Source organism: Nocardia sp. NPDC004722, assembly GCF_053601505.1.
In genome coordinates this window covers 1-16,454 of sequence record NZ_JBSGBY010000124.1, presented here as the reverse complement: position 1 = coordinate 16,454, position 16,454 = coordinate 1, and the positions used below count along the sequence as shown (strand labels likewise).

The window sequence follows — 16,454 nt, the reverse complement described above, 5'->3', positions numbered from 1 at the left end:
GGCCCTGCTGGATCGCGCCGAGACCAGCGCCACCGTGCCCCTGCTGGTGCCGAGACGCTCGCGCGCAAGGTGATGAACCAGATCATGCTCACCGCGCATCAACCCGGCACCGGGCGTGACGACCGGGTCGGCGCGGGCATGATCGATCCGGTCGCCGCACTCAGCACGTACTTTCCCGACGACGTGCTGACCGCGGAGACGCCGAAGCTGCAAAGCCAGGCCGGGGCCGGTAAGCCGCAAGCCTTCCCCACCCCCGAAAAGCCCACCGGCCCACCGCGTCTGCCGCGCCTCGTCGCCACCGCCGGGTCCATCGTCTGCCTGTCCGCGCTGGGAATCGGTCTCGCCATCTCGATTCCGTTCCGCCGCCGCCGAAGCGACGACGAGCTACCCGACCTCGATTCTTAACGACCGGAGAGATATCAATGGCTACCGAAGGTTTCGTGCGTCGGCCCCGCATCGCGCCACCGCGCGCACCGGGCGGTGAGATGGCGCTGACCGCGCCACCGGAGATCCCGCGCCCGGTGGCCGCGCCGCTGATGGCCAAGCTGATGCCCGTCGTCATGGTGGTCGCCATGATCGGCATGCTCGCCATGATGAGCTTGATGGGCCGCTCCATGCTGTCCAACCCGTACATGATGATGATGCCGATGATGATGATCATGTCGATGGCCGGCATGCTCATGGGTCAGCGCGGCAGCAGCAAGAGCTCCGCGGAACTGAACGAGGAACGCAAGGACTACTTCCGCTACCTCGACCAGACGCGGCGTGAGGTGCGGCGCACCGGGCAGAAGCAGCTCGAGACGCTGGTCTGGAGTCATCCGGAACCGGCCGACCTGCCCTCCATCGTGGGCACCCGGCGCATGTGGGAGCGCCGCCCCAACGACCCGGACTTCGGACACGTGCGCGTCGGCATCGGCACGCACCGGCTCGCGGCCAAGCTGGCGCGGCCGGAGACCGGTCCGCTCGAGGACCTGGAACCCGTCTCCACCGTGGCGTTGCGTCGTTTCGTGCGAACGCATTCCGTGGTGCACCACCTGCCGACCGCGGTGTCGCTGCGCGCCTTCCCCGCCATCAATATCGAGGGGCCGTCCGAGGACACCCGCGGGCTGGTGTGGTCGATGCTGTTGGAGCTCACCGCGTTCCACGGACCCGACCATGTCGGCGTCGCCATCGTCACCGCCGAACCCGACTGCGAGGCATGGTCGTGGGCGAAATGGCTGCCGCACGTGCAGCACGCCAGCGAGCGTGACGGGATGGGCGCGGCCCGCATGATCTACGGCTCGCTCGGCGAGCTGGAGACGGCGCTCGCCGACGACCTGCTCGAGCGCGGACGGTTCATGCGCAATCCGCAGCCGACCGCCGGACGCATGCACCTGGTCGTCATCATCGACGACGGATACGTCAGCGGCAGTGAGCGTTTGATCAGCGAATCCGGTCTCGACGCGGTCACCGTCATCGACCTGAGCTCCGCCGAGAACAGCCTCGCCGCGCGGCGCGGACTACAGCTCGTCGCCGCCGGGGGCGAGGTGTTCGCCAAGAGCGCCGCCGGTTCCGAGAAATTCGCCAATGCCGACAGCGTGACCCTCGCCGAGGCGGAAGCCTTCGCGCGCAGCCTGGCCCGCTTCCGCATCGCCACCGCGGCGCAGATCGTCAGCCTCGGCGACAACACCTCCGCCGCCGACCCCGGTCTGATGGCCCTGCTCAAGATTCCGGACGCCGCCCAGATCGACCCGGCCAAGGTGTGGCGGCCCCGCGCCGGGCGCGAACGCCTGCGCGTGCCCATCGGCATCACCCCCGACGGGACGCCCGTCGAGATCGACATCAAGGAGTCCGCCGAGAACGGCATGGGCCCGCACGGCCTGTGCATCGGCGCGACCGGCTCGGGTAAGTCGGAATTCCTTCGCACACTGATCCTTTCGATGGTGGCCACGCACTCGCCCGATCAGCTCAACCTGATCCTGGTCGACTTCAAGGGTGGCGCGACCTTCCTCGGCATGGATCCGCTGCCGCACGTCGCGGCGGTCATCACCAACCTCGAAGAGGAACTCGAGCTCGTCGACCGTATGCGCGACGCGCTCGCCGGTGAGATGAACCGGCGGCAGGAACTGCTGCGCTCCGCGGGCAACTTCGCCAATGTCGTCGAGTACGAGAAGGCCCGTGCGGCCGGAGTGCCGCTCGACCCGCTGCCCGCGCTGTTCGTCGTCATCGACGAGTTCTCCGAATTGCTCTCGCAGAAGCCGGACTTCGCGGACCTGTTCGTCATGATCGGCCGACTGGGCCGATCCCTGCACGTGCACCTGCTGCTCGCCTCGCAGCGACTCGAAGAGAACAAGATGCGCGGCCTGGACTCGCACCTGTCCTACCGCATCGGTCTGCGCACCTTCTCCGCCAACGAATCCCGCGCGGTGCTCGGCATCACCGACGCCTACCATCTGCCGGGCGTGCCCGGTTCGGGTTACCTCAAGAGCGACGCGTCGGATCCGCTGCGGTTCAACGCGACCTATGTCTCGGGTCCGTACGTCGCGCCTCGCACGGCCCGGCAGGCCGCCGACGGCTCGACGGTCGTCGAAGCGCCGCCGCGCGAATTCACCGCCGCCGCAGTGGAAATCCTCGAGCAGCCCGAGCCGGAGAACCCGCTCGATCCGCTCGACCTGCTGCCGCCCCCGCCGCCGTCCGGTGACGAGGGGCTGCCCGACAGCCTGCTGCAGACGGTCGTCAAGCGCCTGACCGGTCACGGCCGCCCGGCGCACGAGGTGTGGCTGCCGCCGCTCGCGGAATCGCCGACCGTCGACATGCTGCTGCCGGATCCGGACTGGCGGTCGTCGGTCAACCGGCACGGGCAGCTGTGGATGCCGATCGGCATCATCGACAAGCCGTACGAGCAGCGCCGCGACGTGCTCACCATCAATCTCGCGGGCGCACAAGGCAATGTCGCCGTGGTCGGCGGCCCGCAGTCGGGCAAGTCGACGGCGCTGCGAACCATCATCATGTCCGCGGCCGCCACGCACACGCCCGAACAGGTGCAGTTCTACTGCCTCGACTTCGGTGGCGGCTCGATGGCGGGTCTGGTCGGCCTGCCGCACGTCGGCTCGGTCGCGGGCAAGATCGACTCCGATCGCGTGCGCCGCACCATCGCCGAGCTCACCACCCTGCTGCGGGAACGCGAGGAGCGGTTCGCCGCGCAGGGCATCGAATCCATGGCCGAGTTCCGTCGGCTGCGGGCCGCGGACCCGGCCGAGCAGACGGCCACGGGGGTGCAGACCGCCGCGGGCGTGCAGGCCGACCCCTTCGGGGACGTGTTCCTGGTGATCGACGGGTACGGCGCGTTCCGGCAGGAGTTCGACCTGCTCGAGCAGACCGTCATGAACCTTGCGGTGCAAGGTCTTTCGTACGGCGTGCACGTCGTCATGTCGCTCAACCGCTGGGCCGAGGCGCGCCCCGCGCTCAAGGATCAGATCGGCACCCGTGTCGAATTGCGGCTCGGTGATCCGATGGACTCCGATCTGGGTCGCAAGTTCGCGGCGCTGGTGCCCATGGGGCGTCCGGGCCGCGGCATGACCGCCGACGGCCTGCACATGCTGACGGCGCTGCCGCGGGTGGACGGCAACCCGGATCCGTCGAGCCTGGGAACCGGTGTGGCGCAGGCGGTCTCGGCCATCGCCCAGTTCACGCCCGGCCGCCCCGCACCGGTGGTGCGGATGCTGCCCGAACGACTGCCGCGCGCGGAGCTGCTGCGCATGGACGGCGACTGGCCCGCCCTGGTGGACCGCGCCCAGCCCTGCTTGAGTTTCCCCCTCGGCATCAACGAATCCGACCTGGCCCCGGTCCATCTGGATCTGGCCGCCAGCCAGCATTTCGTGATCATCGGCGACTCCGAGTGCGGCAAGACCACGTTGCTGCGCTCGCTGGTCGAATCCATCTGCGCCGCGAACACTCCCGACCAGGCCCGCATCATCATGGGCGACTACCGCCGCACCATGCTCGGCATCGTGCCGCCGGGCTACCTCGCCGGGTACGGCACCACCGCGCCCCAGTTCACCCAGAACATGGCCGATCTCGCCGCCTACGTCACCAAGCGCATGCCCGGCCCCGACGTCACCCCGCAGCAGCTCAAGGACCGCTCCTGGTGGAGCGGCCCGGAGCTCTACGTCATCGTCGACGACTACGACCTGGTCGCCAATGCCAGCGGCAACCCGCTGCACGCCCTCGTCGACCACCTCGCGCACGCCCGCGACCTCGGCTTCCACGTCATCCTGGCCCGCCGCTCCGGCGGCGCGGGCCGCGCCATGTACGAGGCCACCTTCAACCGCCTCAAGGAACTCAACTCCGCCGCCCTGATCATGAGCTGCAGCCGCGATGAGGGCGTGCTGTTCGGCAACACGCGCCCCTCCCCACAACCCCCGGGCCGCGGCACCTACGTCACCCGCGCGGGCGAGGGCCTGATCCAAACCGGCTGGCTGCCGCCGTCGGAATAGCCCGAAACGTGAGCGGGCCCCGGCGAAGTGCCGGGGCCCGCTCGCTATGAAACTCCGGGGATCTCCGTCAGAACAGGCCGGCGAGGGCGGTGTCCTTCATCTGGAGTTCGGCGTTGCCGGTGTGGACCAGTTGGGCCGCGCCGTTCAGCGTGGTGTTGAGCTGGATGGTGTGCTGGTTCCACATGCGCTGGAGGTCGGCAAACGCGTCGTTGGCGTCACCCTTCCAGTTGTTCTGGACGAACTCCTCGACGCTGCGGTGGAACGCCTCGAGCTGGTCGCGGATGCCCTCCGCGCGCTTGATGATCGACATCGCGCCGTCGGCGACGCCCTCGAAGTGGGCGGAGATGATCTGGCCGTCTGCTGCTGCCATGGTGAATTCCTTTGCCAAAAGTCCGAAAAGGGGGAGGCCGGGGTCGGTCAGACGGCCGGGAGGTCGAGGCTGGACATCTGCGCGTTGACCTTGGCCTTGTAATCCTGGTCGTGGTCCTCGTAATTGGAGCCGACCTTGATCAGCGTCTCGGCGGTGTGCATCAGCTTGTCGTTGAGCTTGTCGGCCTGGTAGTAGTAGCGCTGCATGAACGCGTTGAACGCGTCCGCGGCGCCGCCCTTCCAATTGGAGCCGGCCACCATATTTTCCTCATCGCGCTTGAGATCGGCGATGGTGTGCATCAGCATCTCGTGCGTCTTCTGGAATTCCTGGGCCTTGGCCTGGATGAGGTCATTACTGGCTTCGAATGCACCGGCCACGGTGCCTCCTTTCGATTCGCGGGCGGACGGACCTGTTCGCAGTGTTAGACGTAGGTCACGGCCCGGCGGTTCCACCCCTGTTACAGCTATTCGTCAGCACACTATCCAAGGATCGGTAGCGCTGACCAGTGCTGACGGCAAACGGGTGACAACCTCCACTCGAGAGGAAGCTCACAAACGGTTCACCAGGTGCTGTTCGCCAACAATGCGTACTGGGCGTCCGCTCGCTGATGGACGTCGGCCAGCTGATCGGATTCGACCAGGGCCGTGTACTGGCGATAGCTGACGACGCATCGGAAGCGCTTGGCGCCGGAGCTCTGATTCGCCGCCGCGGCCTCGCCGCATTTCGCATCCGGAATTCCGGGCGGTTCGTCCGCGACGCCGGAATAGCCATGGTCGAGAATGGCGGCGGCGAGCGCCCGTGAGCGATCGATACCCGTGGTGCGGAACAGCATGCTGCTGCCCGAATAACTCATCCCGGAGGTGGAGAAACGGTCGACCTGGTTGTCCCCGAGCAGTTTCCGCCAGAAAGTCTGATCGGTCACCCGATGCAGGAATCCGCGGGGCTCGGCGACCGCCTGACTGAGAAATTCCGGTTGCGGAAGATCGTCGGGATTGAGGGTGCGCCGCAGCATGGCGTCGGGGTCGTACGGAAGCCGCAGTACGCCTTCACGATCCAGGGCGGGCAGCGAATCCAGCAACGGCAATTGCGCGTCATAGGTCTTCTGCGCGAGCGCCTGCAATTGCGATAGATCCGGGTCTTTCACGCCGACGAACAAATTCACGACGTAGCTGCCGTGCGCCAGGGTCGACCCGATATTGGCCACGCCGGGCCGCCAATGCGAGTGCGCGTCAGGATATTTCGGCAACGCCACGTGCTGGTTTACATCGGCGGCTACGGCGAAATCGGCGTCCTCCAGCTCACCCGCGGCCTTCGACGCGGCCGCGGCGTCGGGGAACTGCATGACGGTCACCGTGGTGAAGGCGCTGTCGTCGGGCGTCTTGCCCGTCTTGTCAGGCTGTTTGTCGCTGTGCCCCACCGAGATTCCGAACATCATCTTGTTGGAGTCGAGCACCGGGATGGTGACCTTGGCCAGCGCCGTGGTCGCCTTGTCGGAATCGACGAACGGCACCACACCGGTGCCGTACCCGAAGGCCGGGTCGATCTCGTACCCGTTGACCACGTGATTCGCCAGCCGCTGCACGGCCAGGGCGAACCCGTCGCTCATGGTCGGGCTGTAGATGTGACGCAGTTCCAGCGGATCGGTGGCGTACTTGCCGACATCCAGTCCCCGGACATCGATTTCGCCCGGCCGGGCCGAACCCTCGACCTTGGACCCGCACCCCGCGACCGCCACCGCGGTGATCAGCAGCAGCACGGATGCTCGAAAGCGTTGCGAAAGCATGATTCTCGATCCTCCTATTCGTGCGCGTTGACCAGGCGGGCGTATTGGGCCGAGATGCGCTGCTGGGCGTCGAGCAGCTGATTGGCCGACACCTCGGCCGCGAACCGGCCGTGCGTGACGAAGCAGTAGTAGGAGATCGTGAACTTCTGCGGTCCGGTGTACTTGCGGCACAACGCGTTCGGCAGGCCCTGGGGTGAGTCCGCGGGCCGGTAGGTGCGCGAGATCCGACTGTGCGCGGCGACGACGGCGGCGGCCCCGGCCGCGTCGCGGGCGCGGAAGACCTCGCCGCCGTTGAACGCCACCCGGTCGACCCCCGCCTTGTCGAAGAGGGCGGCGTCGTCGTCACCGGGGAACAGCTGCCTCGCGCCGTGCCCGTCGTACACCCCGGGAATGCCGCGCTCGGACTGGTCGTCGCTCACCGTCGGCAGCGCGCGCCCCAGCACGCCGTCCAGGTCGACGGGTTGTTCGGTCAGCTGGTCGGCGGTGGGGGCCTGATATTTCGCCAAAGCCGGGGGGATGACGTCGAGTGCGCGTTTGACGCGGTCGGTGAGTTTTCCGGGATCGCTGACGCCGGTCTCGGCCATCACGTTGTCCCAGATATAGGTGAGGATGACGTATCGGCCGGTGGCGTACCAGGATCGGATCGTGCCGTTGAAATCGAGGTTGGTGTCGAGGTAGGCGAACGCGTCCGGGTGGCCGTCGATGCCGACGCGCTGGCTGCCGGGACTCGCGTCGAGATCGGTCTGTCCCAGCGCCGGCGCCGCCGCGCGCGCCGACTGCTCATCGGTGAACAGCAGCACCAGGTTCTCGAACTGATAGGCCAGACCCGCCGTCGGATCGGAATTGGCGGTGGTCACGAAGCCCGAGAGGAACCCGGGCGCGGCGGCGGTGAAGGCCGACCCGGGAGCCGTGGTGCGCAACTTGACCGCACCCGAACCGAAGTCGATGAACGGCCGGACCGCACCGCTCATCGCGGGCGGCGCGTACTTGGCCTCCGGAATGATCTCCGACGGCAGCGGCAGGTAGTTCGCGAGCCGCTCGGCGGCCACGGCCTTGCCCAGATCGGTATTGCCCGCCTTGTCGTAGACCTTGGGCTGGGTCGGGAAGTTTCCGGTGTCCAGTTTGGACAGGTCGATGACCGGTTCGGCCGGGGCCGAATCGGTTCCGGCACCGGAGCCGCAGGCCGTGGTCAACGCCACGGCCAGCAGTGTCGCGGCGGCCAGCGCCACCCGTTTCATCGCGCCCATGCTTCCCCTCCCGTGAGCAAACCGCCGGGCAACCCGCCCGGCCGCACCCTACTTGATCCGGTTGTGCAGAACCGGGACCAACTTGGTGAGCAGGGTCTGTGACGAGGCCGGGCTCCAGCCGCGCACCGCGGCCACCGCGGACGGATCGTCGAGCGGGATCACGATGGCGCGCGAGCTGGTGATCTCGCTGGGCAGGCCGAGAAGTCCACCGCCCCCGGCCTTCTCGTCGCTGCGCACGGCGACGATGTAGGAATCGTCGGGCACCTTGAGCGATCCCCAGCCGGTGGCGGCCCGGGGCGAGGTCTCGCCGTCGGCGGGCTGGTACTGGCTGTTGTAGACGAAGCCGAGGCTCTCGAGGAACTTCGCCTGATCCGAACCGGCCAGGTAGATGCTGTATTTGGTGTCGAACTGCGCGCCGGTCACGTCGACCATGGTGACGATCTTGCCCTGGAAGGCGGGATTGTCCTTGCGGGCCTGGTCCAGCGGGCTCAGGTTCGCGTTCACCGAGGTGGCGGGGGAGCCGCTGGAAGCCACTGCCGCGCTGTCGCTTCCGCCGCCGCTGGCCACGATGCCGATGCCCACGGCGATCGCCACCGCCACCGCCGCGGCACCGAGGCCGAGGTAGAGCCGGTTGCGACTGCGCGGCGGCCGTCCCGTCTCGGTGGGTTCGGCCGCGGAAACCGATATCCCGGTGCGGGTTTCACCGCCAGGCCGGAACATGCCGGGCGGGGCCACCTGGATCGGGTAGGTGGGTGAGGTGGTGGTGGACACCGGCATGTAGCCGGGCACCAGCGCCCCGGCCGCGGCCTCGGCGAAATCACGGCAGGAGTTGTAGCGCTCGGCCGGATTCTTGGCCATCACCCGCGCGAACACCTGGTCCAGCGCCGCCGGGAGATGCGGGTTGACATCGGTGGCGCGCGGCGGCGGCTCGTGCAGATGGCCCATCATGACCAGCGCCGGTTGCGTTGCGGGATAAGGGTTCCGGCCGGTCAGCAGCTTGAAGAAGGCGCAGCCGAGGCTGTAGATATCGGCGCGGTGATCCAGCGGCTGCCCGGCCAGCTGCTCCGGCGGCGCGTAGGCGATGGTGGCGACGAAGCTGCCGGTCTGGGTGAGCTCGACGGTGTCCTCGGCCGACTTGGCGACCCCGAAGTCGGCGAGCAGGGCGCGCTCCTCCTCGCCGTCGGCGCTGGAGAGCAGGAAGTTGGCGGGCTTCACATCCCGGTGCAGCAGGCCGCGGCGGTGCGCGTAGTCCAGGCCGCGCCCGATCTGGGTGACGATCGACAGCGCGCGCAGCGGCGGCATGGCCGTCGGATCGCGTTTGAGCTCCGCCGAGGCGTCGGTGCCCTCGACGTACTGCATGGCGATCCAGAGCTGCCCGTTCTCCTCACCGCGATTGTGGACGGCGACGATGTTCGGGTGGTCCATCCCGGCAACCACATTCGCCTCGCGCTCGAAGCGGCCCCGGAACTCCTCATTGGTGGTCAAGTCGACCGAGAGCACCTTGAGCGCGTCCATACGCGGCAACTGCGGATGTTTCGCGAGATAGACGGTGCCCATTCCCCCCGAGCCCAGCACACGCACGATCCGGTAGCCGCCGACGATGGTGCCGGGACTCATCGCCATGAAAAAGCTCCCCTGGATGTATCGGTGACCTGCCGTGCAAGCCGCAGCATACTGGACCGCCCGGTCCACGGCGGCGCGCGCCGAACGGGCCCACGTAACCTGGTTGCGTGCTGAACATCCCGAGCCGCGTAGTCCCCGGGGGCCGGTTCCTGTGATGGATCGGCAGGTCGAGGTGGTCGCGGGCGACCATGTGCTGAGCCGGGTGGCGGGCGCGGTCATCCTGGTCGCGCATCGGGAACGCGGCCCGCTCACTCCCGAATCGCGGGCCGTGATCGCGGCGCGGGCGCTGGGCGACCTGGTCGCGGACGCCACCGAACTGTCCCCCGAGGGACCGGGACGGCTGGTGGCCCGGCAGGCCACCCGCTGGCTCATGAAGGAGGCCGAGCGGATCTCGCCCGGCGAGCCCATCGAATTCGGCATCCTGTGCGGCGCGGACACCGGCGGCGTCGCGATCTTCCTGCACGGCTCGGTCACCGCGGTGCTGGCCGGGACCGCCGTCGAGTACTACCGCGGCAGCGACGCCGCCTTCACCGTGGATCGGGTGGCCGCGCCGCCGAGTCGGGCGGTGGCGCTGTTCATCGACGAGAACCGGCGGCGGCCGCCCGAGCTGCCCGAGCGTGGAATCGGTTCGCTCATCGAGGGACTCGCGCCCGCCTCGGGCGCCGTGGTCTGGTTCGAGGGCGAACCGGTGCTGTCACGGGCACGGCCCCGGCCGGCTTCGGCGCGGCAGCGCGACGTGGAACCGCCCCCGACGGCGGCCTTCGACTCCGACCGGGACCGGCACTCCGATCGCGACCTGGAAGCCACCTGGGAACCCGGCACGGAGCACGATCCGCAGGCCGAGCCGATTCCCCTGGACCCCAACCTGATTCCGACCCGCACCTCCAACCGGCTGCTGCCCGGGATGGATCCCGACCTTGCCGCGCTGATTCCGGCCGACCCGGTGACCGAGGGCCTCGACCTGCATCACGCGCCCACCGAGGCGGGCAGCCCGAACGAGACCATCGGCACCAATCCCGCGCCCAAGCCGGACCCGGATCTGCAACGGCGGCTGGAGCAGACCGCCAAGGTCAACGCGCTCACCGTGAAGGTGCTCGGATTCAAGTGCGCGCGTGCGCATCCCAGCGATCCGCGGGCCGCCTTCTGCACCGTGTGCGGCATGCCGGTGGATCAGACCCAGCAGGTCGCCGAGGTGATCCGGCCGCCGCTGGGCATGCTGATCCTCGACGACGGCATGACCTACATGGTCACCGCCGACGCCGTGGTCGGGCGCGATCCGGAGCATTCCGACGCCATCCGGGCGGGTCTGGCGCCCTTGCGCATCGACGACAACTCCGGGGGCATGTCCCGCGTCCACGCCGAAATCCGGCTGGTCAACTGGGATATCACCCTCGTGGATCTGGGCTCCACCAACGGCACCCGCATCCGCCCGCCCGGATACCGGGATTGGGTTCGGCTGCAACCCAATCAGCCCTGCACCCTGATCCCCGGCACCGAACTCATGCTCGGCAACCGGGTCCTGCGCCTCGAACCCGTCGCACCCCCGCCCTTCGGCTGAGCTACGAATACCTGGAGGCGCAGGTGGTCTTGTCGCCCAGGACGCCCGCGCGGAAGGCGTCGACGCGGGAGAAGCCGCTGGGGACGGTGTTGCCGTTGGTGTCACTGGCCGCCAAGCCGTCGGAGAGCAGACCCGAGACCGCCTCGTCGATATCGCCCGAGGTGAGGGTGATGCCACTCTGCGACTTGCGGCCGGGGTCGGCCAGTTTCGCGGTGATCACACCCGACAGGCAGGCCGCGCGCAGACCGGTCTTCGCGCCGGTCAGCGCCTGCCCGACAGCGTGCTGCACGGCCAGCGTGTAGCGGGAGATGAAGACGATGTACGCGCTGTAGCTGCCGGTCACATTGACGGGCAGGCCCTCGTCGTCGGCGTTCGAGACGCCGCGATCGTGCAGCGCGGAGACGTCGGTGCCGATGAGATTGGTTGCGGGGCAATAGGTGACGGGGGTGGTGTCGGCGGCGTTGCGGCAGTTCAGTTTCGCGGAGTCGTAGCTGTATTTGGGTTCGTCCGGGATGGGCAGGATGGTGGCCATATCGGTGGCCAGCTGCTGCAGATTGGACTTGTTGACCTCCGAATTCGCCTGCGCGCCATCGCCATTGCCCTGCGGCAGGTTGACGCTGCGCCGGTCGATCTCGTTCTGGTCGATCCCCTGGCAGCCCTTCGGCCCGTCGGTGAAGCCGATCTGCACCGCCGTCACCCGCTGGAAGGCCGAACCGTGCACGCTCTGCGGGTCGTCGGGGTTCTCGTCCCGGAAGGCGACCGTGGCGGCCAGCACCTGGTTGAGGCCGTCGGAGGTGTTGATGGTGAAGTGTTTCGCCTTGCCCTCGGCCACATTCCGGATGAACGCGCCCGCGAAGCAATCGGCCTGCTGCTCCTTCACGATGGTCGGCGTGCGGCGGCCGACGATCTTGGCCATCTCCTGGATGGCGTGCCCGTACTCGTGGGCCAGCACCATGACCACCGACATCTTGCCGAACTCGTCGGCCACCGCGGGCAGCAGCACCCCGCGATCCCAGCCCACCGAACCGTCCAACCGGCAATAGGCCGCGTTGACGAGCCGATAGCTGGACTCGCCGCAGAACTGCCCGGCCTGCGACCGCGGCGTCTTGGCGCTCCAGGAGATGAACTTGGTGACCGGCGCGAAGGTGCCGCCGAACTCCAGCGGGAATTCGCCCTGCCAATAGGTCTGGATGTCGTCGAGCGCGTTGAGCACCAGATGGTCTATCTGACCGTTATCGGAATCCTGTGCGGTCAGCGGCGAATCCGCGGCGCCGGCCCGGGGGCCGTTGGGTCCGCTCGTGGTCGGCAGACCGGCCACCTTGAACGGATCGTCGTAGATGGAAACCGCCCGTCCGTGAATACTTCGTGTACATCCGGACAAGAGTGCGACCGCGACCACCAGCACGCCGGTCACCACGAGCAGGCGCCGAATTCCCCTGAACCGGCGCGTGCGCACGGCCTCCCCCTGGCGTGTCCCCACTGGCACTCCCTCGCGACGCGGTCGAATCACTGTCCCGTTATCGGGTTGGTCGCCGATAAGGGCAACGCCGGACTCCGGGGCCTTCGCTTATTATCCAGCCATGTCTTCACCGGGGGCGCAGCAGATCACCGTGCGTCATGATGGAACCGATCGGGTCTTCGACGCGACACAGCAGATCACCATGGGCCGGGCGCCGGAGGTGACGCTGTTCGTCGACAGCCCGCTCGTTTCCCGCGTACACGCGATCCTCAGCTACGAGGCCGGATCGTGGATGCTCACCGACAACGGCAGCACCAACGGCGTTTTCGTGGACGCCCGGCGGCTGACCACGCCGCTGGTCATCAACCGGCCCACCCAGGTGCGCCTCGGGGACGCCATCAGCGGGCCGCTGCTGCACCTGCTGCCGCAGGCCGCCCGCGCCGCCGCTCCGGCACCCCAGCCGCAACCCCAGCGCCAGAACGTGCCGCCGCCGCCGAACCGGCCACCGTCGCGCCCGCAACCCCAGGTCGGGCAGCAGGGGCAGGGTGGCCAGCATGGACAGGGCGGCCAGCATGGACAGGGCGGGCAGCCGCAGCACTACCCGCAGCGGCCGCCCGTGCAGCCGCAGCGGCCCAACCCGCAGCAGGCGTGGCAGCAGCCGAATCCGGTCCAGCCCAACGTCGCCCAGCCGAACCCGAACCCGGTCCAGCGGCCGACTCCGAACCGGCCCACGCCCGGACCGCAGCATCAGCAGCCCAACCAGGCCCAGCAGCGGCCCACCCCGCCGCCCGCGAATGTGGTTCGCCCGCCGGTCAATACGCCGCCGAGCGACCCGATCAATATGACCACCAAGGCGGATACCTCCGCGCTGCCGCCGATCCGGGCCCGCGCCTCCACCGCGGCCATGGCGCGCGCCGACCGGATTCCGCGCGAGGGCCTCAATATCGGCCGCACCAGCGACAACCAGATCGTGGTCAACGACCCGATGGCCTCGCGCCGGCACGCGCGCCTGGTGCCGGACCGCCAGGGCCTGGCCATCGAGGATCTGAACTCGGCCAACGGCACCTTCGTCAACGGCCGCCGCGAGCAGCGGGCGCTGCTGCGCGAACGCGACATCGTCACCATCGGTAACGTCGACTTCGTCGTGCAGGAAGGCACCCTGGTGCACCGGCAGCGGCCGGTCGCCGAGCAGGGCCTGCACGTGCACGGCGTCTCGTTCACCGTCGAGGGCAACAAGCAACTGCTGGTCGATGTGAACATGCAGGCCGGGCGCGGCTCGCTGACCGCGCTCATCGGACCCTCCGGCGCGGGCAAGTCGACGCTGTCGAAACTCATTGCGGGAACCACGCATCCGTCCGCGGGCGTGGTCACCTTCGAGGGCCGCAACCTGCACGCCGAATACGAGGCGCTGCGCTCCCGCATCGGCATGGTGCCGCAGGACGATGTGCTGCACCGGCAGCTCACCGTCAAGCAGGCGCTCAACTTCGCCGCCCAGCTGCGCCTGCCCCCGGACACCAGCAAGGCCGACCGCAAGCAGGTGATCGAGGATGTGCTGAAGGAGCTTTCGCTCACCCAGCACGCCGACACCCGCGTCGACCGGCTCTCCGGCGGTCAGCGCAAGCGCGCCTCGGTGGCCATGGAACTGCTCACCGGCCCCTCGCTGCTCATCCTCGACGAGCCCACCTCCGGCCTGGACCCGGCGCTGGACCGGCAGGTCATGACCATGCTGCGGGAACTGGCCGACGCCGGACGCACCGTCATCGTGGTCACCCACTCGGTCGCCTGCCTGGACATGTGCGATCAGGTGCTGCTGCTCGCGCCCGGCGGCAAGACCGCCTTCTGCGGGCATCCCGGCAGCGTCGGGCACGTGATGGGCACCAGCGACTGGGCCGAGATCTTCGGTCGGGTCGCCGACGATCCGGATCGGGCCTTCGCGAATTTCCGTTCGCGACAAGCCTTCGCGGAACCGCCCGCGCCGGTCAAACCGGTCGAGCGCGCGAAGGCGCCGAAATCCAGTCCGCTCAAACAGTTCTCGACGCTGTCGCGACGGCAGCTGCGGCTCATCTTCGCCGATCGCGGCTACCTCGCCTTCCTCGTCATCCTGCCGTTCGTGCTGGCCGGACTATCGCTGGTGGTGCCGGGCAAGAACGGATTCGAATCGGTCGGATTCGTGCAGGCCCCGGACGGCAGTTTCGTGCGCGCCAACAACGGTGAGGCGCAACAGCTGCTGGTGGTGCTGATCCTGGGCGCGTGCTTCCTGGGCGTCGCGCTCACCGTGCGCGACCTGGTCGGCGAGCGCGCCATCTACTTCCGGGAGCGCGCGGTCGGATTGCGTTCCGGCGCGTACCTGATGTCCAAGGTCGTGGTCTTCAGTCTCGCGGCGATGCTGCAGTCGGCGGTCATGATCGCCATCGTGCTGGTGGTGAAGAAGCCGCCGAGCAAGGGGTCGGTGATCCCGAACGGGCCCGCGGAGCTCTACCTCGACGTGGCGCTCACCGCGGTCTGCTGCGTGGTGCTCGGCCTCGCGCTCTCCGCGCTGGCCCGCTCCAACGAGCAGGTGATGCCGCTGCTGGTGGTGATCATCATGGCGCAGCTGGTGATGGCGGGCGGCCTGATCCCGGTGACGGGTCGCGCTGTGCTGGACCAGATCTCGTGGCTGTTCCCGTCGCGCTGGGGCTATTCCGCCGGTGCGTCCACGGTCAATCTGCCCGACCTGTCGGCCTCGGACGCGGCGCAGAAGGACCATTTCTGGAAGCACACCGTGGCCGCCTGGTCGTTGGATGTGGGCGTGCTGGTCGCGATCACCGTGGTGCTCGCCCTGTTCACCTGGTCGCGTCTGCGCCTGAAGAAGTCGGCGGCGTGATCGGGGATTCGTGCAGGCGGGGGTGCGAAGTGTGGAATCGGTCGCGCGCGCGGCGGAGCGAGCAGGCAGACTGATGGGCGTGACGGCTCGAGTTGGGGCAGTGCATCTCGGCTGGGACGTGGTGTCGGTGGCCGCCGGAGGCGGCGGCTCACCCATTCGCCCGGTCCAGGTCGAAGGCTCATACACACCACCCGCCTACCTGCTGGCGGATTCGTCCGGCCGGTTGCACACCGCCGGGGTGGACCGGCGTCCCGACGTCGGCATCGCCATCTCCGATGTGCGCGACATCATCGGGCACCCGCAGATCGTGGTGGCCGGGGCGACCTGGCCCGCCGAACTGGTGTTCCGGGCGCGCATGCACAATCCGCTGGCCTCCATCGTCGAACGCTTCGGCGGGCAGCCGGACGTGGTGGCGCTGCCCTTCCCCGACGAATGGCCCGACCCCAGGGTCGACGAATTCGTGCGGCTGGTCGAGCAACTCGGCGTCTCCGCCGAACCGCTGCCCGAATCGGTGGCGCTGTCGGGCTATGTGCGGGCCCTGGGGCTGGTGCGCGCGCCGGGGCGCGGCGCGGCGGTCGGCGCGGTCGGGGTCTACTCCGACGGGCGCGAGTGCCTGGTGGTCGCGGTGCACGGGGATGACGATCAGCCGACCGAATCGGTCAGCGTCGCCATCACCGCCGAGGCGCTGCACGAGGCGCGCGCCGCCGACAATGTGGTCATCGAGGTGATGGCCGCGGCCCGGGCCATCAATGCCGACACCTCCACGGTGCTGCTCACCGGCAATGTCTGCTTCAACGACGCGCTGCGGCTGGCCTTCCAGAACCATCTCGGCCACCGCTTCCAGGTCGCCGACCACCCCATGCACGCGCTCGTGCTCGGCGCGACCCACCTGCTGGTCGCCGACAGCGAGGGCGATCCGGCCTACGACCGCCCGGCCCAGGCCGCGAGCGGCACGGCCCAGGCCACGAGCGGCACGGCCCAGGCCGCCGGTGGCGCTGCCCAGGCCGCGAGTAGCGCTGGGGTGGGGGCGGACTCGCGCCCGGTCGAACAGGGACCGCGCCACGTTCCCGCCGCCC

10 protein-coding genes and 1 pseudogene are annotated in these 16,454 nt (G+C 68.8%); 5 read left to right on the top strand and 6 right to left on the bottom strand.

Going from position 1 to position 16,454, the window contains the following annotated elements; all coding sequences use genetic code 11:
- Together ACWELQ_RS14975 and eccCa are read left to right on the top strand one after the other, a co-directional pair.
- Positions 1 to 405, top strand: a pseudogene (locus ACWELQ_RS14975) (hypothetical protein); the annotation flags it as partial.
- 17 nt (positions 406 to 422) lie between these two features.
- Entirely contained in the window at positions 423 to 4,475 is a 4,053-nt protein-coding gene (gene eccCa, locus ACWELQ_RS14970) for a type VII secretion protein EccCa (protein WP_452397597.1), read from the top strand.
- A gap of 67 nt (positions 4,476 to 4,542) precedes the next feature.
- Here eccCa and ACWELQ_RS14965 read toward each other — a convergent pair whose 3' ends face one another.
- The 5 genes from ACWELQ_RS14965 to ACWELQ_RS14945 form a co-directional block, all read right to left on the bottom strand.
- Positions 4,543 to 4,845 carry a WXG100 family type VII secretion target gene (locus ACWELQ_RS14965; protein ID WP_452397596.1) on the bottom strand — a complete coding sequence of 101 codons (303 nt, stop codon included), beginning with the start codon at positions 4,843 to 4,845 and terminating at the stop codon, positions 4,543 to 4,545.
- Between the two features lie 47 nt (positions 4,846 to 4,892).
- The gene (locus ACWELQ_RS14960; protein WP_452397595.1) at positions 4,893 to 5,222 is read right to left on the bottom strand and encodes a WXG100 family type VII secretion target; all 330 of its coding nucleotides are present in this window, start codon (positions 5,220 to 5,222) and stop codon (positions 4,893 to 4,895) included.
- 182 nt (positions 5,223 to 5,404) lie between these two features.
- Positions 5,405 to 6,628, bottom strand: a complete 1,224-nt coding sequence (locus ACWELQ_RS14955) for a DUF7373 family lipoprotein (RefSeq protein ID WP_452397594.1) — start codon at positions 6,626 to 6,628, stop codon at positions 5,405 to 5,407.
- A gap of 14 nt (positions 6,629 to 6,642) precedes the next feature.
- Positions 6,643 to 7,875, bottom strand: a complete 1,233-nt coding sequence (locus ACWELQ_RS14950) for a DUF7373 family lipoprotein (RefSeq protein ID WP_452397593.1) — start codon at positions 7,873 to 7,875, stop codon at positions 6,643 to 6,645.
- Between the two features lie 48 nt (positions 7,876 to 7,923).
- Positions 7,924 to 9,498: a serine/threonine-protein kinase gene (locus ACWELQ_RS14945; protein WP_452397592.1), complete on the bottom strand. Its 1,575-nt coding sequence runs from the start codon at positions 9,496 to 9,498 to the stop codon at positions 7,924 to 7,926.
- Positions 9,499 to 9,652: 154 nt separating this feature from the next.
- Here ACWELQ_RS14945 and ACWELQ_RS14940 point away from each other — a divergent pair, with 154 nt between their 5' ends.
- Positions 9,653 to 11,056 carry an FHA domain-containing protein gene (locus ACWELQ_RS14940; RefSeq protein ID WP_452397591.1) on the top strand — a complete coding sequence of 468 codons (1,404 nt, stop codon included), beginning with the start codon at positions 9,653 to 9,655 and terminating at the stop codon, positions 11,054 to 11,056.
- A 1-nt stretch (position 11,057) separates the two neighbouring features.
- On the opposite strand, the gene ACWELQ_RS14935 is transcribed toward ACWELQ_RS14940, so the two are convergent.
- Entirely contained in the window at positions 11,058 to 12,512 is a 1,455-nt protein-coding gene (locus ACWELQ_RS14935; protein WP_452397598.1) for a metallopeptidase, read from the bottom strand.
- Positions 12,513 to 12,636: 124 nt separating this feature from the next.
- Between ACWELQ_RS14935 and ACWELQ_RS14930 the strand changes: the two genes are divergently transcribed.
- Positions 12,637 to 15,378, top strand: a complete 2,742-nt coding sequence (locus ACWELQ_RS14930; protein WP_452397590.1) for an ATP-binding cassette domain-containing protein — start codon at positions 12,637 to 12,639, stop codon at positions 15,376 to 15,378.
- Between the two features lie 79 nt (positions 15,379 to 15,457).
- Positions 15,458 to 16,454: hypothetical protein (locus ACWELQ_RS14925; protein ID WP_452397589.1), on the top strand; the 997-nt coding region annotated here is incomplete at its 3' end.